The organism is Bacillus sp. AFS077874 (assembly GCF_002566505.1).
Taxonomy (GTDB): domain Bacteria; phylum Bacillota; class Bacilli; order Bacillales; family Bacillaceae_G; genus Gottfriedia.
This window is the reverse complement of the sequence record NZ_NUYF01000006.1, coordinates 140,669-164,802: the sequence shown is the minus strand read 5'-3', so window position 1 is coordinate 164,802 and position 24,134 is coordinate 140,669. Positions and strand designations below refer to the sequence as shown.

14 protein-coding genes and 1 riboswitch are annotated in these 24,134 nt (G+C 31.7%); of the genes, 2 read left to right on the top strand and 12 right to left on the bottom strand.

Annotation, left to right across the window (positions count from 1 at the left end):
- Nucleotides 1–745: 745 nt before the first annotated feature.
- Nucleotides 746–4,891 (bottom strand): S8 family serine peptidase, encoded by a 4,146-nt coding sequence (locus COJ46_RS05690; protein ID WP_098565741.1) that lies wholly within the window; start codon nucleotides 4,889–4,891, stop codon nucleotides 746–748.
- Between the two features lie 807 nt (nucleotides 4,892–5,698).
- Nucleotides 5,699–6,958, bottom strand: a complete 1,260-nt coding sequence (locus tag COJ46_RS05685) for a helix-turn-helix domain-containing protein (RefSeq protein ID WP_097976632.1) — start codon at nucleotides 6,956–6,958, stop codon at nucleotides 5,699–5,701.
- 555 nt (nucleotides 6,959–7,513) lie between these two features.
- Between COJ46_RS05685 and COJ46_RS05680 the strand changes: the two genes are divergently transcribed.
- On the top strand, nucleotides 7,514–8,362 hold the full coding sequence (locus tag COJ46_RS05680) for a MurR/RpiR family transcriptional regulator (protein ID WP_025672344.1): 849 nt from the start codon (nucleotides 7,514–7,516) through the stop codon (nucleotides 8,360–8,362).
- Nucleotides 8,363–8,422: 60 nt separating this feature from the next.
- On the opposite strand, the gene COJ46_RS05675 is transcribed toward COJ46_RS05680, so the two are convergent.
- Nucleotides 8,423–9,031, bottom strand: a complete 609-nt coding sequence (locus tag COJ46_RS05675) for a TetR/AcrR family transcriptional regulator (RefSeq protein WP_097976634.1) — start codon at nucleotides 9,029–9,031, stop codon at nucleotides 8,423–8,425.
- A 173-nt stretch (nucleotides 9,032–9,204) separates the two neighbouring features.
- Here COJ46_RS05675 and COJ46_RS05670 point away from each other — a divergent pair, with 173 nt between their 5' ends.
- Entirely contained in the window at nucleotides 9,205–10,395 is a 1,191-nt protein-coding gene (locus COJ46_RS05670; protein WP_097976636.1) for a YhgE/Pip domain-containing protein, read from the top strand.
- A gap of 52 nt (nucleotides 10,396–10,447) precedes the next feature.
- Here COJ46_RS05670 and COJ46_RS05665 read toward each other — a convergent pair whose 3' ends face one another.
- From COJ46_RS05665 to ribE, 9 genes are all read right to left on the bottom strand, one after another.
- Entirely contained in the window at nucleotides 10,448–14,620 is a 4,173-nt protein-coding gene (locus COJ46_RS05665; protein WP_098565740.1) for a S8 family serine peptidase, read from the bottom strand.
- A 423-nt stretch (nucleotides 14,621–15,043) separates the two neighbouring features.
- Nucleotides 15,044–15,865, bottom strand: a complete 822-nt coding sequence (locus tag COJ46_RS05660) for an MBL fold metallo-hydrolase (RefSeq protein WP_097976639.1) — start codon at nucleotides 15,863–15,865, stop codon at nucleotides 15,044–15,046.
- Between the two features lie 153 nt (nucleotides 15,866–16,018).
- Nucleotides 16,019–16,495: a YbaK/EbsC family protein gene (locus COJ46_RS05655; protein WP_097976641.1), complete on the bottom strand. Its 477-nt coding sequence runs from the start codon at nucleotides 16,493–16,495 to the stop codon at nucleotides 16,019–16,021.
- 81 nt (nucleotides 16,496–16,576) lie between these two features.
- Nucleotides 16,577–17,575, bottom strand: coding sequence for an MBL fold metallo-hydrolase (locus tag COJ46_RS05650; RefSeq protein ID WP_420488133.1), 999 nt, complete (start codon nucleotides 17,573–17,575; stop codon nucleotides 16,577–16,579).
- A 226-nt stretch (nucleotides 17,576–17,801) separates the two neighbouring features.
- Nucleotides 17,802–20,387: a metallophosphoesterase gene (locus COJ46_RS05645; RefSeq protein WP_098565739.1), complete on the bottom strand. Its 2,586-nt coding sequence runs from the start codon at nucleotides 20,385–20,387 to the stop codon at nucleotides 17,802–17,804.
- Nucleotides 20,384–21,187 (bottom strand): class I SAM-dependent methyltransferase, encoded by an 804-nt coding sequence (locus COJ46_RS05640; RefSeq protein WP_141437795.1) that lies wholly within the window; start codon nucleotides 21,185–21,187, stop codon nucleotides 20,384–20,386. Before COJ46_RS05640 ends, COJ46_RS05645 begins: the two co-directional genes overlap by 4 nt.
- Before the next feature lie 89 nt (nucleotides 21,188–21,276).
- A complete protein-coding gene (gene ribH, locus COJ46_RS05635; RefSeq protein WP_097976649.1) occupies nucleotides 21,277–21,738 on the bottom strand; it encodes a 6,7-dimethyl-8-ribityllumazine synthase in 462 nt (153 codons plus the stop codon).
- 18 nt (nucleotides 21,739–21,756) lie between these two features.
- Complete coding sequence (locus COJ46_RS05630) at nucleotides 21,757–22,950, bottom strand: bifunctional 3,4-dihydroxy-2-butanone-4-phosphate synthase/GTP cyclohydrolase II (protein ID WP_097976650.1); 1,194 nt, start codon at nucleotides 22,948–22,950, stop codon at nucleotides 21,757–21,759.
- Between the two features lie 12 nt (nucleotides 22,951–22,962).
- Nucleotides 22,963–23,610: a riboflavin synthase gene (gene ribE / locus COJ46_RS05625; protein ID WP_097976652.1), complete on the bottom strand. Its 648-nt coding sequence runs from the start codon at nucleotides 23,608–23,610 to the stop codon at nucleotides 22,963–22,965.
- A gap of 331 nt (nucleotides 23,611–23,941) precedes the next feature.
- Nucleotides 23,942–24,089: riboswitch (FMN riboswitch) on the bottom strand.
- Between the last annotated feature and the right edge of the window lie 45 nt (nucleotides 24,090–24,134).

Below are 24,134 nucleotides of genomic sequence, written 5' to 3'. Positions count from 1 at the left end.
CCTCCCCTAATTTACCAAAGTTATAAATTCTCCCTCTCTACATTCGACAGAATTCTTCTAAATTCTCCTGTGAAAAACAATCGAAATAACCCAATTTTATTATCATTTTAAAAGAAGTAGTCAGTTCTTTGAAAACGCTTACCTTTTTTAATTAAACTTTAATCGTTTTAGATAAACCTCAGGATGATCGCTTTATCTTACTGATTGGACATGATAAAACTATTTTAGAATATTTTAATTCATCATTTTAATGGTCAAAAATTAACACATTTTATTGTAAAGAGTACCGAACTAGAGAAGGATGAGTTACCATTAGTAACAAAGAATACGAACGTTTGTGGACAATCTGAGAGAATGCTATTTGAGTTCTCAGTTTGAGCATTTCGATTGTTTCATTGGATTTTACTTCTGTTTTTGATCATTTTTCAATTTATCATTTTACTTATCTATGTTTTTTCACTCAATTTAATTAAAATTAATAGCTTTATATGTTGTTCCAGCAATCTTATTTGCAGATTTGACTTTTTTATTTGTAGATTTGGCAATTTTATTTGTAGTTTTCGAATATTTATTTGCACACTCCCCAATTTATTTGCAGATTTCTATTTTTTAATTGCAGTTCCAACTTTTTTAATTGCATTTTTCACTATTTTATTTGCAATTCTCTACTTCATCATTCCACGTATATTCCTATAATATAAATAAGGGAAGCCAATCTAGCTGGCTTCCCTCTTCTAAATTATGATTAATTTAAACCTAACTCTTTTAAAATACTATCTAAAGTTGCACCTTTATAAGTAGTTTTTGCTTTTGGAGCTTTATCAACAGTAGGATTTTGTAATCCAAAGTTTCGAACAACAAAGTCCATATCCTTTTTATCTACTACTTTATCAAAATTAAAGTCTGCTGTTGCTTTATTTGTACCCCAATAAGTTTGTACAGCTAATGCATCTAGTACATCGATTACATTATCTTTGTTAACGTCTCCAGCTGCAGCAGTTGCTAAACTATATTTATAGAATTTACCTACAGTTTCACCACGAATTTCATATGATAAAACAACTTGTTGGTTCATCGTAAAGTGCCCAGGTACATCCACTGTTAATGTATAGGCATTTTTATCAGCTTTTATTCCATCAACATCATATGAACCATATTTGTCTGTAATTGGTGCTTGAGTAACTGTTTTTCCATCGTACGAAGTAACTGTTACTTTTGCATTGGCTTTACTTAGATCAATAGCATAATTCGGTTCACCTGTAACTGGATCTAAGCCACCTTCAACTTGTAATACACCTCTTATTCTAGAAACAGTTGGCTTTAATTTATATCTTTCCATATAAGTGTAGATATCTTTTGTCTCAACATTTGCTTGATCTATTGTTGTTGCATTCATATCAAACCAGTAAGGACTTTCATTAAGATACTTGTTATCTATTTTAAGGTCAAAATTAAATAATGGTAAATCTTCTGGTAATGCTTTATCTCCAAAATATGTAAATGTAAATGTATGACTCGTTGGTGTAGTATTTACACTAACCTCTGCTTTACCATACTTTTTAACTGCATCATTTACAACTACATTCTCAATTGAAGCATAATTATAATTTCTCATTGTAATTTTAGTTGTCTTTAAATTTTCCACATTGTTCGAACGAACAGTGTAATTTACAGCTTCACCAGTCTTAAGAAGGTTTTTATCTGCTTTTAAATAGTAGTACGGTAAATTTTGATCCACAAATGCGACGCTTAACTTATTAGTTGCGTTAGCAGTAAAGTTTTTTGCTGCATCAATACCATAGAACGAAACTTCCAACGGCGCAGATTGTTTTCTCACTACAATTTGGTCACTATAGTTTCCATTTTTATCTGTTTTAATTGGATTTGCAGGAAATGGACTATTATAAAACGAAACAACTGAGTTACTTGATTGATCTACATCTAAACCTAATTTATTTGCTTGATCTGTTTCAGGGTCATTTAGATTAATATTAAAGTCGTATAAAAATTCTCCATTTGAATCAAACTGTGCATCATTATATTCAATTACCTTTTGATCTAAAGAGTCAAAACTTGACGTCATAGTTGGAGGGGCTAAATCGTAAATGAAATCAGAAACTTTTGTGAACGTTTTTCCATTTTCATTTGTTCCAACCATCTTTAATTGATAATGACCTGGTTGCGCAAAGCTCGGTTCATTGCTAATTGGATTTTTAGAATCTCCTGTAAATGGATAGTAAATCGAATTAAATCCTCTTCCAATAAAATACGACTGATTATCATTTAAAGTAATTGGTGTAAATGAACCAACTAAACCAAGATCTTCACCTGTCTTTGGATCGGATAAAAGAATATCCAATGTCTTCATGTGAGATTTTAATGAGAATTCAAACCCAAGAAATGGAAATGAATTTGCTGGCCAGCTAGTATCAGTTGAAAACAATGGGTCAGCTTTAAAGAAATCGATTCCTTCATTAACAACACGTCCACCAAATGGAATTTGGTATTCTTCAGTAGGGTCTGCATTATTTGTAAATACAATATACCCTTCATATGTGCCTTTTTCAGCTGTTTTTGGAATGTTTAAGCTAAAATTGATTGATTTAGAACTAATTCCATTTAACTTTACTGAAGTAGGACCAGTTAATGTTACATTATTTTTAGCCGCATCTAAAGATCCTCTAGTGCCCGTTTGGAATTTAGCTTTTACACTAAATGTTTTCGCTTTTTCACTTCTATTTTTCAATGTAACATTGCGAGATTCTGAAATATCTTTGTTATCAAATCCAATTGAACCAAAACTAAATCCACCGGTTAATTCTTTGATTGTTTTTTGTTTTCCATTAATGATTGTCGGTGTTTGATCTACTACCTGAATTTCTACATTAGAATGGATTGCTTCATATGCATCAACTCGACCGCTTCCTATCTCAAATACACTATAATCCTTTGTTAATGGATCAGCTGTATTCATTAAAATAGATTTTACATCAGCTGGCTCAAGATCTTTATTTGATTGAAGTAATAATGCTGATACACCAGCTACATAAGGAGTGGCCATTGAAGTACCTGATAGTCGTGCATACGCATATTTATAATCTTCAGGTTTTGAGCCGTCAACGTTCTTATCATTTACATAAAATGGAACAGTTGCTAGTATTGATACTCCAGGTGCTGTGACTTCCGGTTTGATATCATAATTGATTCGTGAAGGACCTCTTGAACTAAACCCTGCTAATTCATCAGATGCTGTTTGGATTTTTTTGAAATCACCAAATGTGAAATCTGATTTACCAGCTTTTAATGCTGCAGAAATTACTGAACCCTCTTCAAATGAAACTGAGAATGAAGGAATCGCATTCATTGATTCACCAAGGAATGTCTGAATTGCTCCCTCTGCCTTGTTTGCTTCATCGTTAGCCATGATAACACCCACAGCACCTTGAGCTTTGGCATATGCAACTTTAGAGTCTAATGTATAAACTCCTCGGTTCATGAATACAAATTTCCCTTTTACATCTTTATTTTTATAACCAGCTTGATCTCCAAGTCCTACATCGACTAGTTTAATCGATTTCTCTTTTAATGCTGATAAATCATCTTTGTAATTTTTCGTTAATTGTCTTAGATTGTAATTTTTACCATTGAGTACACCGGCATATTGATATATATCAATTGCAACAGATGAAGCACCAACTGTTAAAGCTAATGCAGCTGATCCTGGCGAACCTAATGTATACATTTTGTCTCCATCATTACCAGCTGCAACAACTGTCGTTACCCCACTTAATACTGCGTTGTTTACAGCGATAGAAGTAGCGTAAAGTGGATCATTCAATGATGCTCCAAGTGACATGTTAATAACATCCATGCCATCTTTTACTGCTCTATCAATTCCTGCAATAATTCCTTCACTTGTTCCGCCACCATATGGACCTAGTACACGATAAGCATAAAGATCTGCTTCTGGTGCAGCACCAACAGATGAATACTCACTATCAGCTACTCCACGCCCACCGATAATTCCTGCAACATGTGTACCATGTTCAGTATAATAAGTAGAACCGTTTACTTCTGGTTTTCCTGATTTCTTCCAATCCTCATATGTTGTTTCCATCGGATCATTATCATTATCGACAAAATCATATCCGCCTTTATATGCATCTTTTAAATCTGGATGGTTATAATCCATACCTGTATCTAAAATACCAATTTTAATCCCTTTACCTGTATAGCCTTCTGCATGTAGACGATCTAGCTGATCATAAGGAGAATAGTTTGCAACATTAAACTCGTCTGCTTTTAATTGTTCGTTTTCTTGATTTTTTGCAGGCGGATCAATTGAGAATTTCTCATTACTCCAAACTGTCTTTACCGCTTTTGATTTTAATAGATTCTTTATTTGGTTTGCTGGTAGTGTGATCGAAACACCATTGAATGCATGTTTAAATGAACGATTAATTTTATAATCTACCTTTTTACTTTTTGTATTTGTTAAAACTTGTTCTATGTCTTTTGTAAAAGTAGCATGGTCTTGATCAATTAATTTTTGTGCATCAGTTTTTGTTAATGTTTTACCCTCAACGCTCGCTTCAATTTGAGCAACCTTAACTGGTTTATTGGCAAACTCTACAATGACATTCGTTTGTTCAGTAGAGTCCAAGTTAATATCTGAAGAAATTTGAAGCCCAGTTTCTTCACTAGTAGAAAGCTGCTTAAGAGCTGCTCTTTGCTCTGAACTTAAACTTGCCAAAATATCTTCTGCCTTACTTGGACTTGCTGCATTTGATACATTTGTTACTTGCCCAAGAGAACCTAAAATAAAACTAGATGTTAAAGCTAAAACAGTAAAACTTTTTAGAACTTTACTTTTTTCTCTCTTTTCCCCCATTTTTCTTCCTCCAGTTCATTTTTCTTCTTAGATTGCCTTTTAAGTTAATACTAGAAATAAGTTTTTTTGACAACATCTTCAAGTAATCAACAAAATAGAATGACATTTGTCGTTTATTTCTATTAATTATATTATTGAGAATTTTCTATATTTAATCAATTGGGTTATAGCAAACCTTGATTTATCAACGTTTACTCAATACCCTTTAAAAAAATCGACAAATTACAACATAATTCTCCATCGGAATAAACCAATTTCATGCAATTTACATTCAATCTATTAATTTATTAGCCTATTACCACGAAATAAATTTCTATAAAAGACAAAAAAAGGAGCCATCTCAAATTTCACACGATGTCTCCTTAACTCTTTTGGAACAATTATTTGTTAATCTAAATAGTGGGGGTATTTCAGGATGTACTTTTCATTTGTGGTTGAGATACTTATCTATCTTTAAGAATAATTAAATCGTTTAGTTGAAATTGTAAGATTTAGATTACATTAGCTAGTTTTCCATTTAAACTGATCTGCTATTATACAATTTCCGATTCACAATACCCCATCCGGTATGGGTAATTATTAACTTTATTTGCGATTTCCTTGGATTTAATTGCAGTTTTGGCAATTTTAATTGCTATTCTCTAATTTTAATTGCTGTTTTATTAATTTTAATTGCGATTCTCAGATTTTATTTGCAGTTCAATGTTTTTTTACAACTCGCCAATATTTATTTGCATAGTTGGACCTCTTATTTAAATTTTTCAGCAAAAAAAACGAGGGACCCCTTTTGGGATACCCTCATGTTATTTACATGCTTACAAATGTATGTTCAATGGACTCATATAACTCGGCAGCTTTTTGAAACTCTTTAATCTCTATATAGTATTTATATAATTTCTTACCAAACTGTTCGATATAAAATTTATTATTAGTAGAATAAAAGAATGGGAGTGCCTCATCCGATAGATATTGATAAAATTTTTCACGGGCTCCCTCAGCCTTAAGCTTAAATAGTTTAATCAATGTAATATGTACTGGGCTTTTTAACATTTTTGCTAATGCTAATGCTCTTTTCATCACACCAAGAAGTATCTCTTTTTCTAATAGTATGCCTTCTGTACATGTCTCTAAATAATTGCACAAACGTCTTAAATAATTGATTGATTTTTTATTTTCGGTTTCATTAATACTTTCCTCAAAATAATACAATGCAGTTTCATACTCTTCTCGCTTAAAGTATTTCACTCCGAGATTATTTAATAAAATGGCCTTGCGTTCGCGATCTCCTAATACTTCACAGTTATGAATCAGATCTTTATAGCGTTCGACAACTTCACTAAAATTCATTTCTAATTCACTACCGTACTGCAATAGCATAAGGGTTTCGGAACTAATTGCAAATAAATAATTATTCGTCTTCTGAAAAAACTTAAGTGCCATTTCGGCATATTTATACGCTAAGATTTTTGAGCTTCCATAATGATAGGCAATTGCTAGATGGTGATAATATTCTTCATTTCGATACTCATCAATATTAATCATCTTTAATACTTTAATTGCCTTTTGATGGTCTTCACTACTTAGGCTAGTATAGTTCGATATATAGTACATACCTTGAAGATGATAGAATAAATTTTTCTCGAAAGGAGATAAATCACTAAATTCTTTTTTTACATATGTAAGTATTTGCTTAACCATATCTAAATTTTGATAATGAAAATAATACCTTGCTCTTAGTAAATTATAGTGGGCTGCATATTGTGAATAGTCAATAAAGGGCATTTGTTCAAGTTCTGCTTTATATTCTTCTATTTGAGCTTCTTTTTTCATGATTAATGCATCATGCCATAGTTGTAATTTTTTCTCTAAATTATAAAAAGATTGGACTTCTTGATTAATATTAATTCCTAAACGATCTGAAAATAAAGCAATAATATCAGGTGAGTATGCCGTCTTACCTCTTTCAATTTTACTTACATGAGTAGTTGTACATATACCTTCTCCAAGCATAGCTTGAGTTAACCCCATTTTTTCACGATAAAACTTTATGATTTCCCCCTCAATCATATGCACCCTCCTCTATCTCTATAAACATACTTATCTAAATATTCTTTACTAAATTTTAATATCCTTTTAAGGCAAAAACAATTAATGATTTTTACCTAATACTAGGAAATTCCCTTTCAATTTCAATACAATATAACTAAAAAAAAGATAGGATTTAAAAATGAAATCCTATCTTAAAGACTAATGTATTATTTTTTATTTATTCCTAAAGACCTATTCAGCCAACTATGTTTAATTTCATCCTTCTCCATTTAAACCAAATAATATTCCTTTATTGACTCTTTTTTTATCACTTAACCCACTTATTTTGAAAATTTGCTATACTAAATAGGTGTGAAAAAATTTTTTTGACAAAAATAATAATATGCGAAATTTTTTTCACATGAAAGGGTTTTCATATTATTATTAAAAAAAACTCTTTTTTCCTATATAATAATTATTAAGCAAATAATAATGCTTTTCTAAACCTTTAAAATACAAACAATTTCAATTTAATACTATATTAAAAATTTATTTATTCTAAAAATCAATTTCCTGAGGAAAGGTGTAAAGAATATGGAACAAACGAACAGCTTAGGTAAAATTCGTTCTTATTATGCGCGATTAAGTGATAAAGAAAAAAAAATCGCTGATTATATATTACAAAATCCAAAGCATATTATTCACAGTACGATTACAGAAGTAGCTGAAGACTTAAACGTTGCTGATGCAACTGTTTTTAGATTTTGTAAAAGGATTGGATTTAAAGGATACCAAGCGCTTAAAATTGCATTAGCAACTGAAATTATGACGCCGATTCAGCAAATCCACGAGGAGATTAACGAAAAAGACGATGAAATAACAATCGCAAATAAAATATTTCAATCTAATATTCGAACACTTGAAAATACTGCCCAAATTCTAGATGGTGCATCAATTAAAAAAGCAGTAAATCTTATATTAAAAGCAAATAAAGTTGAATTATATGGTGTAGGTGGATCGTCTGTTATTGCGATGGATGCGTTCCATAAATTTATTCGTACAGGAATAAAAGCGAACTCGTACACGGACTCTCACTTTCAATTGATGTCAGCTTCTCAACTGACAAAAGAAGATGTGGCAATCGTTATTTCACACTCAGGCTCAAATAAAGACATCCTTCGTATTTTGCAAGTACTAAATGAAAACGGTACCAAAACAATTGGAATTACAGGTTTTCCAAAATCACCTTTAAGTCAAAATGTTGATGTCTCCCTTTACACATCTTCTGAAGAAACAGAATATCGACCAGAAGCACTTGCTTCAAGAATTGCGCAATTAAGTATTATTGATGCATTATACGTAAACTTAATGATTTTGAACTCTCATAAAGCTAAAACATCATTTGAAAAAGTTAGAACAGCAATATCAGAAACAAGATCTTAATATTATTAGGAAACTGATGTCTCAAATAAAAGTCTTGAGACATCAGTTTTATTGCATATATTATTTAGCGATTTGACTAACAAATTTCTTCATAAACTTCAAAAGCTTCATATGCATGATTGCCATTTCTTCAGGGGTAATTGGTTCTTCTTTTTCTAGCCATTGCTCCATAAGTCCAAAAAATGCCGATGAAATAAATGCAGTTGTGTATTCATGTGGAATTTCAATCATGTATTCTTCTTCTAATAAATCCACTAGTTTTTCATAAATCGTCTCTTTTATATGTTCCTTCATTTTCTTCTGAAAAGCTGGGTCACCTTTTGTACTGATTAAAATTTTTATCAATCGTTGATTTTCTTTTAAATAATGATATACATTAAGAATAGGTGGATAGACAATATCATTTGAATAAAACTCATTCATTTCTTTAGGCCTTATAAATATAAGTCGATCCTGTAATCCTTCCAATATTTCATTTTGACTTTTTTCCATTAAATCATATTTATCTCTGTAATGTAGATAAAATGTACCGCGATTTAATCCTGCTTTTAAAGTAATATCTCTAACTGAAATAGCTTCGAATCCTTTTTCTTCTATTAAATCTAACAACGTCTCTTTTATTAATTTCTTTGTTTTTTCAACTTTTATTTCTCTCAATGATTGACTCATTTTAGATCATCCTTTTAGTTCTTACTAAACAAATCATACAAATGTGTTTAGTAATGAACACATTTGTATGATTTGCTTATTGTGATTTATTAAAACTCATTGTAATATCTTCACATAACAATAGTCAACACGTTGTTCAGTTATTTAATTAAAAGAATTAGGAGGTTATTGAAATGAACTTATTTAAACAAAAACAAGCTATATTAGCTCCTATACTAGTACTAGTCGTTGCGATTATCTTCAGTCTAACATTAGCATCATCCGTTAATCCTACACCTAAAAATCTTCCAATCGCGATCGTAAACGAAGATCAAGGATTTCAAGTACCTTCAAAAGGGACTGTTAATATAGGTGATATGATGGTTGCAAAAATAAATGCACTATCTAAAACGAAAAATGGTGAAAAACCAGCGATTAAGTGGATTCAAGTATCAAGTGAAGAAAAAGTACGTAAAGGTCTAAATGACCAAAAATACTATGCTGCCCTTATTCTTCCGAATGATTTAAGTAAAAATCAGGCTTCATTAAAAACAGCGAATCCTTCACCTATTACAATGAAAATTTTAGTTAATCAAGGTAAAAATACAAATGGATCAACAATGGCTAGTCAAATGCTGACTCATTTAGTAGAAAATCTTAACTTAACTATTCATACTGAAATTTTTAATGAATTAAAGAAAAACGTGCGCTCAATTTCAGTTAATCAAGCTGAAGTATTATCAAACCCAATCATATCGAAGGTTGAAAATGTAAATGCTATTGGAACACATACAGCAAATGGAAATGCACCAGTAAGTTTAATCACACCACTTTGGATGTCTAGCTTAATTGGTGCCGTAATCGTCTTTTTAGCGAAAAAGAAAACAGTAACATCAAATTCAATTAGTAAATTAAAAGTTATTTTTGAACAATTACTATTAGGAGTAATCCTATCCTTCCTAATCGGTTTCGGCATAACTTTAATGGCAAAGTGGATTGGCTTTACTCTTCCAAACTTCTTGGACGTTGCGCTATATTTAACGATTACTTATTTCTGTTTCCATATCTTAATTTCTGCTGTCATGTCTTGGATCGGCTTTGGTGGGGTAGGGATCTTTGCCCTAATCTTTTTCTTCTCGGGTTCTTTAATCGGAATGCCAAAAGAGCTTTTACCAACTTTTTCAAAAGACTGGATTTACTCATGGGTCCCAATGCGATTTGGTGCTGACGGATTAAGAGAAATTTTCTATTTTGATAAAGGATCTTCGATGAGTCATCCATTAAGTATTATTATTTGGATAGGTGTAATCTCCGTTATTCTTTTATCCTTATCTGCGTTTAAGCCAAAAAAAGAAGAACTAAATCAAACAGTAGTTATGAAATAAATTTCGAAATGGAACCAAAAAGGGAAACCGTATATAGGTTTCCCTTTTCTTATTACTGATTTAATCCTAAATCCTTTAAAATACTTTCTAAAGTCTTTCCTTTATAAGTAGTTTTTGGTTTTGGCGCATTATCAACTGAAGAATTTTGTAATCCAAAGTTCTTCACAATATAAGCCATATCCTTTGCATCCACTACTTTATCAAAGTTAAAATCGGTAGTATTTTTATTTGTACCCCAATATGTTTGGACAGCTATTGTATCTAAAATGTCGATAACGTTATCTTTATTCACATCACCAGCTGCTGCCCTAGTTAAATTCCAATTCATTCTCTTCCCTATTAATTCACCACGTACGTTATCTGCTAAATTCATTTTTCGATACATTGTAAAATGACCAGGTATATCGGCTTTCACAGTGTAAGGTTTATGATCAGCTTTTATGCCTTCAGCAATGTATTGACCATTTTTGTTAGAAATTGGTGCTTCTACAGTCGTTTTTCCATCATAAGAAGTAACTGTTACTTTTGCACCAATATTACTTTGATCAATTGCATAATTCATTTGACCTGTAGTCGGATCAATTGATCCTTCAGATAATATGGCTCCATCTACCCTTGATTGAGCTTCCTTGATTTTATAAGTTTCCATATAAGTATAGACGTTACTTGTTTCTACATTTGATTGATCAATCGTTGATGACGTCATTGTATACCAATCAAATGGCACACCTTTAGTCCATTTCTCAGCTGTTTTTATGTCGAAATTAAATAATTTCAAATCTTCTGTCAAACCTTTCGTTCCATTATAAGTAAATGTAAATGTATAAAGAAGTGTACCCGTTGCAGTAGGTACTGATGACACAGAAACTTGCGCATCCCCAAATTGTTTTACTTCATCACTTACATCGACATTTTGAATAGTTGCAAGATTTGGGTCAACTTTTAAATTGATTTTTGTTGTTTTTAAGTTTTTCACGTTATTTGAACGAACACTGTAATTTACAGTATCACCTGTTGTAACGGTTTGTTTATTTGGTTTTAAGTAATAGTATGGAAAATTTTCATCGACAAATATGATTCTTAAATCATTCGACGCATTTCCAGTAAAGTTTCGTGCTGCATCAAATCCATAAAATGAAACTTGCAATGGAGTAGAACGCTTTTTAACTTTAATCTTATCCGTATAGTTTCCATTTTTATCTGTATACTTTGGCTTTGCTGGGAATGGACTATCGTAAAACGATACAACTGCATTGCTTGATTGATCAACCGGAATACCTAAGGCGTTTGCTTCAGTAGTTTCAGGATCATTTAAATTAATGTTAAAGTCATATAAAAATTGGCCATTTGAATCGAATTGACTATCTTTATATTCGATAACTTTTTGATCTAAATTGTCAAAGCTAGTTGTCATAGTTGGTGTGCCAGCGTCAAAAAAGAAATCAGCTGTTTTAGTGAATACCTTACCTTCTTCATTTGTTCCAATCATTTTTAATCGATATTTACCTGCTGTTGTATTAATCGGTTCGCTACTTATCGGATTTTGCGCATCTCCAGTAAATGGATAGTAGATCGAATTAAATCCTCTTGAATTCGTATAATTTTGATTTTCGTTCAATGTGATTGGTACAAATGAACCTACTAAACCTAAATCCTCACCAGTTTCTGCATCTTGTAACACTACATCTAATGTTTTCATATATGATTTTAATGAGTAACTAAAACTTATATAAGGATACGCATTTTCAGGCCAGTCTATATTATTGCCAAACATTGGATTGTTGATCTTAAAAGTATCAATTCCTTCATCAACAAAACGTCCACCAAATGGAATTTGATACGTTTCCGTTGGATCTTGTGAATTTGTAAATATAATGTACCCTTCGTATGTTCCCTTTTCTGCAGTTTTTGGAATGTTTAAGTTAAACTTAATATTTTCTTGGCTAATTCCATCTAATTTTACAGAAGTAGGACCAGTTAATGTTACATTATTTTTAGCTGCATCTTTAGATCCTCTTAAGCCAGTTTGAAAATTTACATCTACATTAAATGTTTTCACTTTTTCACTACGATTTTTTAATGTAATCTTACGAGAATCTGTAACATCTTGATCATCGAATCCATAAGATCCGAAACTAATGCCACCAGTTAATTCTTTAATTGATTTTTCTTTTCCATCAATAATCGCAGATGTTTGATCCACCACTTCTAACTCTACATTAGAATGAATTGCTTCATATGCATCTACTCGTCCACTACCTACTTCAAAAACGCTATACGCTTTTGACAATGGATCAGCAGTGTTCATTAAGATTGATTTAATATCCTCTGGTTGTAAATCTTTATTTGATTGAAGTAATAATGCTGAAACCCCCGCTACATAAGGTGTTGCCATTGAAGTTCCAGATAAGCGAGCATAAGCATATTTATAATCTTCAGGTTTTGATCCATCAGCTGTTTTATTATTTTCATAAAATGGTACAGTTGAAAGAATGGCTACACCTGGAGCAGTTACTTCTGGTTTAATATCATAGTTCCTGCGAGATGGACCTCTTGAACTAAATGTTGCTAATTCATCTAATGCTGTTTGTACTTTACTAAAGTCTCCAAATGTAAAATCTGTTTTACCAGCTTTGATTGCCGCTGAAATAGCTAAGCCATCTTCATTTGAAACAGAGAATGCTGGAACTGCATCCATTGATTCACCAAGATATGATTGGATTGCACCTTCTGCTTTATTTGTTTCATCATTATACATTAATACGCCTACAGCACCGTTTGCTTTTGCGTTTTTAATTTTATCAATTAAAGCAATCGTACCACGTTTAATAAAGGCAATTTTTCCTTTTACATCTTTACCAGTAAAATCTGCAGGGTTTCCAAGACCCACATCAACTAATTGATAAGTTTTTCCTTTTAGTGATGTCATATTATCTGAATAATTTTGAGCTAATTGTCTTACTGAATAGTTCTTTCCATTATTTACTCCTGCATATTGATAAACATCTAAAGCGATTGATGATGCCCCTACCGTTAAAGCTAACGCCGCAGCACCAGGTGAACCAAGTGTATACATTTTATCGCCAGTATTTCCTGCTGCAACCACTGTTGTCACACCACTTAAAGCTGCATTGTTAACTGCGATAGAAGTTGCATACATTGGATCATTTATAGTTGCTCCAAGTGACATATTAATTACGTCCATACCGTCTTGAACTGCACGATCGATTCCTGCTAGAATATCTTCAGTTGTTCCACTTCCATATGGTCCAAGTACACGGTAAGCATATAGATCTGACTCTGGTGCTGCTCCTAACGTTTTATACTCACTGTTTGCTTTACCACGGCCACCAATAATACCTGCTACATGTGTACCATGTTCAGTGTAATATGCTTCTGAATTACTAACCTCAGGTTTACCAGATTTTTTCCAATCAGCGTAAGTCGTTTCCATTGGATCATTATCATTTTCAACGAAATCATATCCACCTTTATAAGCATCCTTCAAGTCTGGATGGTTATAATCCATACCCGTATCTAATATTCCAACTTTAATCCCTTTACCGGTAAACCCTTCTTTATGTAAACGATCTAAAGCATCATATGGCGTATAGTTTCCAACATTAGCTTCATCTGCTTTTAGTTGATCAGTTTCTTTTGGTGGATCAATTGAAAACGTTTGGTTACTCCAAACTCTTTTAACAGCTTTAGATGTTAGTAGATTCTTAATTTGATTTGCTGGTAATGTCATCGAAACGCCATTAAATGCATGTTTATAAGAACGATTAATTTTATAATCTACTTTTTTACTTTTTTCATTTTCATTTTTCAATACTTGAGCAACATCTTTTGTAAAAGTATCATGATCTTGATCAATTAGCGCTTCAGCATCTGATTTTGTTAAAGTTTTACCCTCTACACTCGCTTCAATTTGTGCTACTTTAACAGGTTGAGTTACAAATTCAACAATGACACTTGTTTCCTCTGTAGAATCCAAATTAATATCAGAAGAAATTTGAAGCCCTGATTCTTCATTCGTTGAAAGCTCTTTAAGAGCCTCTCTTTGCTGTGCAGTTAAGTTAGCAAGAATGTCTTCTGCTTTATTTGGACTTGCTGCATTCGATACATTTGATACTTGTCCAAGAGAACCTAACATAAAACTAGATGTTAAAGCTAATACTGTAAAACCTTTAAGAACTTTACCCTTCTCTCTATTTTCCCCCATCTTTCTTCCTCCAGTTCGTTTTCAATAAAATAGCTAATACAATTAATTACAAAAATTATCTTATATTGACAAAATTCACTGTCATTAATCATTTAAAATGATCAATTTTCGTTCATTTATCTTACTTAAATTATCGTGAATATTCTGTTTTTAATCAAATGGGTTATTGCTAGCCTTGATTTATCAGCATTTATTCCACTCGTGAAAAAATACGACAAAATTCTGCGTTTTTTTTAATAAAATTAACGTGATTTTTAACTATTTTAGGGATTCATTTTATAATTCAATTAGCTAATTAAAAATTAAAATATAAATAAAGTTATTTAGATAAACGATGGAATGTTCTAAGTAAGATTGTAAGATACCTAAAACACAAAAAAGAACCAAACAGAGTTGGTCCTTTTTTCGTAGATTAACTGTCAATTAAGTATCAAATAATATACCATGCAATGCTTCAATATATCTTTTAGCAGAATTAGAGACAACGAGCTTTGCATTCTCTTTTACAATCCCATGAAATGCATTATAAATTCTATCAAATGTTAACTTCTCTACGGCTAATGATATCTCTTTTACTTTTTTTGCTGGTAATGGAATTAAATTAGGATAACTGTACATAAAACTTACCCAATTTGGATCTGCAACTACTTGAATAATATCACCTGTTAACAGTATTCCTTTTTGCTCATTTCCAGCTTTCCATTCTAATACTGCCCCACCTTTAAAGTGACCACCTAATCGATGAATTTGAATTCCTTTGTTAAGCTTTAACGATTCGCCAGACCAAAAAATAATTTTATCACTTTTTCTCGTGACCCACTCTTGATCATCTTCATGTATGTATACAGGTACATCAAATCTTTCAGCCCATTCAATTTGACTAGAGTAATAGTGTGGATGTGATAGAGCAATCGCATTGATTTCTCCTAATCTCATAATTTCTTCAATCGTCTTCTCATCTAGATAAGTAACACAATCCCATAAAACATTAAACCCTTCATTCTTAATGAGATATGCAGTTTGACCAATCCCAAACTTGGGGCTAGTTACAATACTATATAAATTTTCTTCTTCAAAACGAATAATATTTTGATAGTTCTCTTCTTTCATTGATTGTAATGTTGTCCAACTTTGACCACTTGGATTGATGTATTGTCTTTCTTCAGAACAAATTATGCAGTACTCAGGAGGATCAATAGACTTGTTATACTGAACGCCACAAGTCGTACAAATAAATTTGAACATTTACTTATTCATCTCACTTTCCCTCTAATTTAATCTGACGTATTCCATATAGATTTTAAGGTGAAAATCCCCAATATAAATAGACACATTTAAGTATAGTAAATCAATAACTGATTTATTACACTTGAATGTGCCTAAATGATTTAGGTTCTATTATTTAATTTTTACAACTTTCCCTTTTGTCATTTCAATTAATTCATTTGGTGTTAACTGAAAAATTGCTTTTGGATGACCCGCGGCAGCCCATACTTCTTTATACTGTAATAGATCCTCATCAATAAACGTCATTACTTGGTTTTTATGACCGATTGGTGATACCCCTCCAATTACGAATCCTGTTTGTTCACGTACGAAATCAGCATCTGCTTTACCTAGTTTATCATTAATTATTTTCTCGATTTGTTTCTCATTTACACGGTTTATTCCACTTGCTACGATTAGGACAGGACTATTTGAACTTTCTAATTTAAATATAATAGACTTTGCAATTTGAGCCACTTCACAATTTAATGCATCAGCTGCTTCCTTAGCAGTTCTTGCACTATTTGGTAGTTCAATCACTTTATTTGAGTAACCTAACTCAAAAATTAAATCTTGTACGATTTTTGCACTTTCTTTTAATGCTTCCATTAACATCACTTCCCTAAAAAATTGATTTTTTATTTATTCAATAATAAAGTGTACAATCCTGCTTTTTTTCAAATAAATAAACTACTTCCACCAAACTGAATTAGGATATTCACCTGCACTTATATTAATTGTTTCTCCAATTTTAGGTGTTGCATACTTTACCCCATTTTCTTTAGCAGCCTTCACAGCAAGTTCAATTGGATCATTCCAGTCATGAAATGCTAATGTAAAAGCACCAAAATGAATTGGAACAAGAACTTCACCTTTTACATCAATAAAAGCCTGAACTGTTTCTTCTGGCAGCATATGAATTGCAGACCATCGTTTATCATATTGACCACATTCCATTAGCGCTAGATCAAACGGTCCATATTTTTCTCCTATTTCCTTAAAATGAGGTGCATAACCACTATCTCCACTAAAGTAAATTTTCGTTTTCTCACCAATGATGACCCACGAACACCACAATGTACTGTTACGATCAGTTAAATTTCTTCCTGAAAAATGTCTTGCAGGAGTACAAGCTAAAGTTAATTGATCAAATTTAAATTCATCCCACCAGTTATGTTCAGAAATACTCTCTTTTGATACTCCCCAACTCACCAAGTGACTCCCTACACCAAGAGGAACAATAAATCGATCAACTTTTTGTTTGATTTTTTTTATCGTACCGTAATCTAAATGGTCATAATGATCATGCGATAATATGACAGCATCTATTTTTGGTAATTCACTGATCTCAATTGGTAAACCTCCACTATATCTTTTACCACCAAATTGCGGAAACGGGGTTGGTGCGTTCCCAAACATTGGATCAATTAAAATATTTTTTCCATCGATTTGAATTAATAAAGCTGAATGTCCAAACCAAGTAATTTTTGAGTCGTTATTTTTCGAATGCAATAATGAAACATCGATTTTCTCCATTGGGATCCCATCTTTAGGCGTACGATTCGGATTTTTCTTAACAAAGTCTCTAATCATGGAAATATTTGTTTTGAAATCCATACTCATACTCGTAGGGACTTGGTTTATAAACTTACCATTTTTATAATGATCTAAAGCATAAAATGACTGCATTTTATCCTTTGAATATTTCTTCCCAAAATGAGGATATCTATTTAAAAACATTGTTATTATGATAACTAGCAATACTAAAATTAGTAAAAATAACATTTAATTTCTACCTCCAAATTAACTTTTACTAAATTTTACACTACCACAAATTTAGAAGATTAAACAAATATTCAGATTGCTTTTTTTTAATGAAAAAACACCTTTTATGATTCATAAAAGGTGTTTCATTTTATAGTCTAGGATCGATTTCTTTTGCCTGCTGTTCTTCGAATAATTTATTTGCAATTAATTGTTTATACTGCTCATTATCATTTGAGATTGAAGATAGTGGATATTCTAACATCTTTTGCCCTAAAACATAATCTTTAATTGAGGCATTTATCTTCTTATTGATCCGCTTTTGTTTGATTAACTTCTGATATTTATGTTCTAATTTATAATCATATCCATAAACAAGCGTTAAATAATCAGCGTTTCTAACCTTCAAGAATGGAGCACTATTGAAAGATTTATGGTTAGGTTTTATGACTACCCCTTCCATTTTTCTAGTTGTCGTTAGCGTTTCATAATAATGATTAGCTTTTTCAAAGTAATGTTCATCATCCAATGAAAGAACTAAATAATCGTCACCCGATACGAGTGAGAAAATTTCAGCAGTACTTAATGAAGGTAATTTTTCCTCACCATTTTCATAAACCATTTTTAAGAGATTAAATGGCTTATACTCTATTTCTGATTCCGCTCCATATATTCTCAGTTGCTCATCATAAATATCTAATAACTCTTCATGCTTTTTAATCGGTACGTACGACTTTAATGTTTCTTTTACTGCACTAAATGTTGAATAGTCATTATGACCATATTTATTCGTTAATATTTGTTTCGTAGTATGATTTACTTCATCATGAAAATCCGTTTGCTCATATCTAGAGATCAGTTTGTTAAAATGCTCATCAAATCCAGTCTCTTTTAATATGCTTAATTCAGACCTTAATGATTTTGATAAGACATTAAATTTACCTTCTATTAATCCCGTGCCTAATACGCTCCAAGGTAGTAACTCTCCATCTAGAATTAAAGTTCTAATATTCTCTTTTTCCATAAAGCTACCTAATCGCTCTAATAGCATTGAATACACGCCCGAAACATCAACATTTTTTACACGATATCCATTCCGACTGACTGCATAACATTCTTCAATTGTTTTAGATAAATAGATATTACATCTTGAAACCATATACTTTGGTTGAAGTACAACTTCTTGAACCTTTTTATCTTTAAAGTATTGTAGTCCTTGCTTTAAAGACTCTAAATCATTCGCATTTGTATCCTTATCAGCCGGACTCATCGTACCAGAAATATAATTAATTGAATTTTTTAATACATAATTGAGACGTCGTTTATCTCTTTGATCCAATTCATTTAGATTGATACTTTTTTCTCTTCCTTTGAATAATTCTGGTAATTCTTCTTTATTCACGACATCCTCATCAACTGAAGGAACACTATACAAATATGGGTTATTTGAATATATTCTAATACTAGTCAGTTGATTCCCACTAGCAGCACCAGTATCAATTCCATATTTATTCTTAATACGAATTAATTTCTTACTCGCAACATGACCAAATACATGATAAGGCTGATTTGAAACTGCTTCCTCAGCTAAAAATTGTAATTGCTCCTGAATCGGTTTATTACGATCAATTCGGAATGAACGTTGATGGCGTAATGAATTATTATCCATTTTTCCAATATATTTCTTTTTACATCGAGCATGAGTAATATAATATGAAGGAAAGTCTTCACCTATATAGTGATAAAACTCCTTACTTTCATTAACCAGCTCTAAAAACTTAACTTGGAGCACTTCATCTTTTTCCAACGTTTTAATAGAAGTAAAGTATGTTTCTACTAAGCTCTGATCAATCGAAGAATCTTTTAATTGACCTAATAAATACTTACTAACAAAATTTTCATGATTACCTTTTATAAAATAAAACCATTTGCGGTTTGAATAAATAAACTCAATTATTTCTTTAACTTTGTTCCCTTTATCAATCCAATCTCCTACTAATAGTATGCGGTGATTACTACTTTTCTCTGATTCTATTATTTGATTATTTTGAACCGTGAAACCAGCTTTCGATAATAGCTTTTGAAATGTGAGAACCTGTTCATGAATATCCCCTACGATTGTATATTTGTATTTTGTAGGCAGCTTTCGAGAAATATACTCCTCCATATTATCCACTTTAATCTCAAATTCAGTCGGATTAAGAAAATTCTTCTGACGAATACGATGTATATTTCGATAATTACTTCTTTTTATATTTGGAATTACTTCTGTTCGAAGACGTCTTACATGATTATCAATTAATTTCTTTGATCGGTCTGAAGAATAGTACTCACGTATATTTTTATAGTCAAATAATACTAAATCAACATTATATGAATTTTGATTTGCGATCTCTACAACTTGATCACGGAATGATTCTGATAGTCCAGTTGTATCGACAATTACAAATTCTGCATTAATGGGGAATGTTGTAACCATCTTTAATTTAGTAAATAGTAATTCAAATGCTTGTTCACTCGCCTCGAGCATAATCGTACTATGTTTATCAAAATCTTCCCCTAATATTTCTCGTCTAATATCATCAGATGATAAATACTGTATATTTGTTTTATAATTTCTCGACTCGTCTCTATAAGATAAAGATAGAATTAAAATTTTTTTTGCAAAAGTCGATTTTCCACATTCACTAGAGCCTACTAAAAGAAAAACCGTATGAACATTTGTTGAGATTTTCATTCCTGATGCTCCTTTACTTTTTGCTTCGTTATAACAACTGCCTGAGAAAGTGAGATTCCGTCTACACGATCTCCTACATCCGAGAATGTATACGTATATGTCGTATTACTTAAGATTGAATCAATCCATTTAACGAAATCTTCTTTTGTCATTTCCCATTTATGATCATCATGCCTAAATCCATCTAATTGGTATAGATTATTAAACTCTGCATTTGGAGTCGTTATGATGAAATTCTCAAAATTAACATAAGATAGTACGCTCTTTATTAAATTGGTAGCATCCTTAACACTCATATGTTCAACAACTTCAGTTAGCAATACATCAACATTCAAATCGTTGTCGTAAAACTCTAGAAAGTGAGATAAAGACTCATAGATTGCAATATTTTCAATCACTTTGTTATTTATTTTATATTTCAATCGTTCTCTTATTTCGGCATCAATATCAATTGCGAAATAATCATACTCACTGATTTTTTGACTATAAGGAATTGCATACGCTCCCTCACCACAACCAATATCAAGAATAGAACGCTCAAATTTTAACTGTTCTGAAATCCACTCTTGGCGCTGTCTTGCAGTATTTCCAAATTTAAAATCGATATCATAATGATTTGTTTTTTCAAGTTCATTTTTAAATGCAAGAAATTTTTTACGACTATTTAACACATTTCTATTAAATAAATAACGTATATAATAAGGTGCATCAATGACTTGCATACTAATTATATATTTTCTTATAACATCGTCTGTAAAATCGATATACTCATCTGAAACGATGCTCAAGAAAACTAACATGGAATTTCTATAGATTATTGGTAATTTAATAAAAAAAAGAGAGGTAAAATTCACCTCTCCTTAACCAGTTTCTTCTATTATATATATACTTAGTTTAAAGTTCTTAATAAATTAGCCATCTCAATTGCCGAAATACCAGAATCCCAACCTTTATTACCAGCTTTCGTGCCCGCTCTTTCAATTGCTTGTTCAATATTTTCTGTCGTTAATACACCAAAAATAACAGGGATACCAGTTTGTAGAGTAATAGCTGCAACCCCTTTTGCCACTTCGTTACATACGTAATCATAATGAGTAGTTGCCCCACGAATAACTGTTCCAAGCGTAATAATCGCATCGTATTTTTTTGAATCTGCTAGTTTTTTTGCAACTAATGGAATTTCAAATGCTCCAGGTACCCAAATAACATCAACGTCTGATTCTTCTACACCATGACGATATAGTGCATCTTCTGCACCACCAAGTAGTTTTGATGTAATAAATTCATTAAAACGTCCTACAATTACAGCAACTTTAAGTCCAGATCCTACTAAATTTCCTTCAAATTTCATCTTAATCTCTCCCATTTTTTAATAGTGTAATAAATGTCCCATTTTTTCAATTTTAGTAATTAAATATTTTTCGTTTTCCATTTTCATCTCAGTTTGAATTGGCACTCGATTATTAATCTGTATTCCGTGAGATTTTAACGCATCTATTTTAACTGGATTATTAGTTACTAAATCTATACTCTCAATGCCTAAATCTTTTATAATTTGAGCACTTATCGCATAATCTCTTAAATCTGAATCAAATCCTAAGTTTAAATTTGCTTCAACAGTATCAAAGCCTTCTTCCTGTAACTTATATGCTCTTAACTTATTAAGTAAGCCAATCCCTCTGCCTTCTTGTCGCATATAAACAATTACGCCTTTGCCTGCTTCTTCAATCATCGATAATGTTGATTGTAACTGAGGTCCACAATCACAACGACATGAGCCAAATACATCACCTGTTAAACATTCCGAATGAATACGTACAAGCACTGGTTCACCATCGTCAACTTTACCTTTTACAATCGCAATATGCTCTTTACCATCGATCTCATTTGTATAACCAATCATCTTAAAATCACCAAAATCAGTTGGTAATTTAATTTCAACTTCTCTTTTTACAAGTTGTTCAGTTTCTTGTCTATAATGAATTAAATCTTTAATTGTTATCATTTTTAAATTAAACTTGTTTGCTATTTTGATTAAATCGGGTACTCTTGCCATAGTTCCGTCGTCATTCATAATTTCACAAATAACACCAACTTCTTTCGATCCGGCCATTCGAGCTAAATCTACTGCCGCTTCAGTATGTCCCGGTCTCTCAATAACGCCTCCGTTTTTAGCGACTAGAGGAAACATATGCCCAGGTCTTCTAAAATCTGCTCCAGTTGATTCATCATTTAACATTTGTAAAACAGTATGTGAACGCTCAAATGCTGAGATACCAGTAGTAGAATCGATATGATCAATACTTACCGTAAAGGCAGTTCCATGTGAATCTGTATTGTTTGTTACCATTTCATATAAATCCAGTTTTTTGGCTATCTCTTCAGAAACAGGTGCACATATTAAACCGCGACCATGTGTTGCCATAAAATTTATATTTTCAGGAGTTGCAAATTCTCCGATAACAACAAAATCGCCTTCATTCTCTCTATCTTCATCATCACAAACAATAATAATTTTTCCATTTTTCAAATCTTCAATTGCTTCTTCTATTTTAGAGAACATGATCTTACTCCTTTATATATAGCCATTTTGAGATAAAAATGAAGTTGTTATTGCAGAACTCTTTTTCGTCTCATTCATACCAAGCATTTTTTCAACATACTTACCTAATAAATCAAACTCAATATTAACAACGTCTCCCGTTTTTTTACTGCCTAAGATGGTATGTGATCGGGTATGAGGAATTAAAGAGATTGTTACAATATCAGTTTCAACTTCAAATATTGTTAAACTTGTACCATCAATCGTTATACTGCCTTTTTGTAGGCAATATTTAGCAAACGAACTTGGAATAGTAATTTTATACATTACTGCGTTTTCCATTGCATTTACAGATATAATTTTACCTGTGCCATCAATATGACCCGATACAATATGTCCACCAAACCTTCCATTTGCAGCCATTGCCCGCTCTAAATTTACTTTTTGGTTTGAAACCAAAGTACTTAGATTCGACGCTTGAAACGTTTCAGGCATGACATCAACAGAAAATTCATTTTTAGTAAAATCCGTAACGGTTAAACACACTCCATTTACAGAGATACTATCTCCTAAATGAACATCCTCTAAAATGACTGGTGCCTCAATTGTTAGCAATAAAGTTTTACCTTTTTTTACGATATTTTTTACTGTTCCTATTTCCTCAACGATTCCAGTAAACAAGTTTTTTCACCTCATTTCGAAAAAGCACATTACACTCAAGCCCTTTAAATGACTTTATAAGATCTATCTCTAATTTCATAAATAGTTGATCCACCTTATCACACCTTCTAATTCAAATTAATTTGAAAAAGTGAAAAGCCCCTTAGAAAACTCCTAAGGGGCAATAGATGTTTAAGAAAGGATGCATACTTAAATAAACGCTAGTACAATATGAACTATTAAAAGACAATATTGTAGCACGTCTATTGTTGTACAAATAAAATATGTACAACGAACTAAGCCTATACGGATAGTATTTTTGAAAAAACAAATAGCCATACCGTATATGCACTCCATCCTTCTCCCATCCAGACTATACTGTCGGCTCTAGATTCTAACTAGATCAGCAACATATAAAAAATCTATATGAAGCTCACGGGCTTAGTATAAAAATATACAACACCGCCGGTTGGGAATTTCACCCGACCCCGAAGGACACTAATTATCAAATTTGGTTTCATTATAACTAGCAATTATTTGATTGT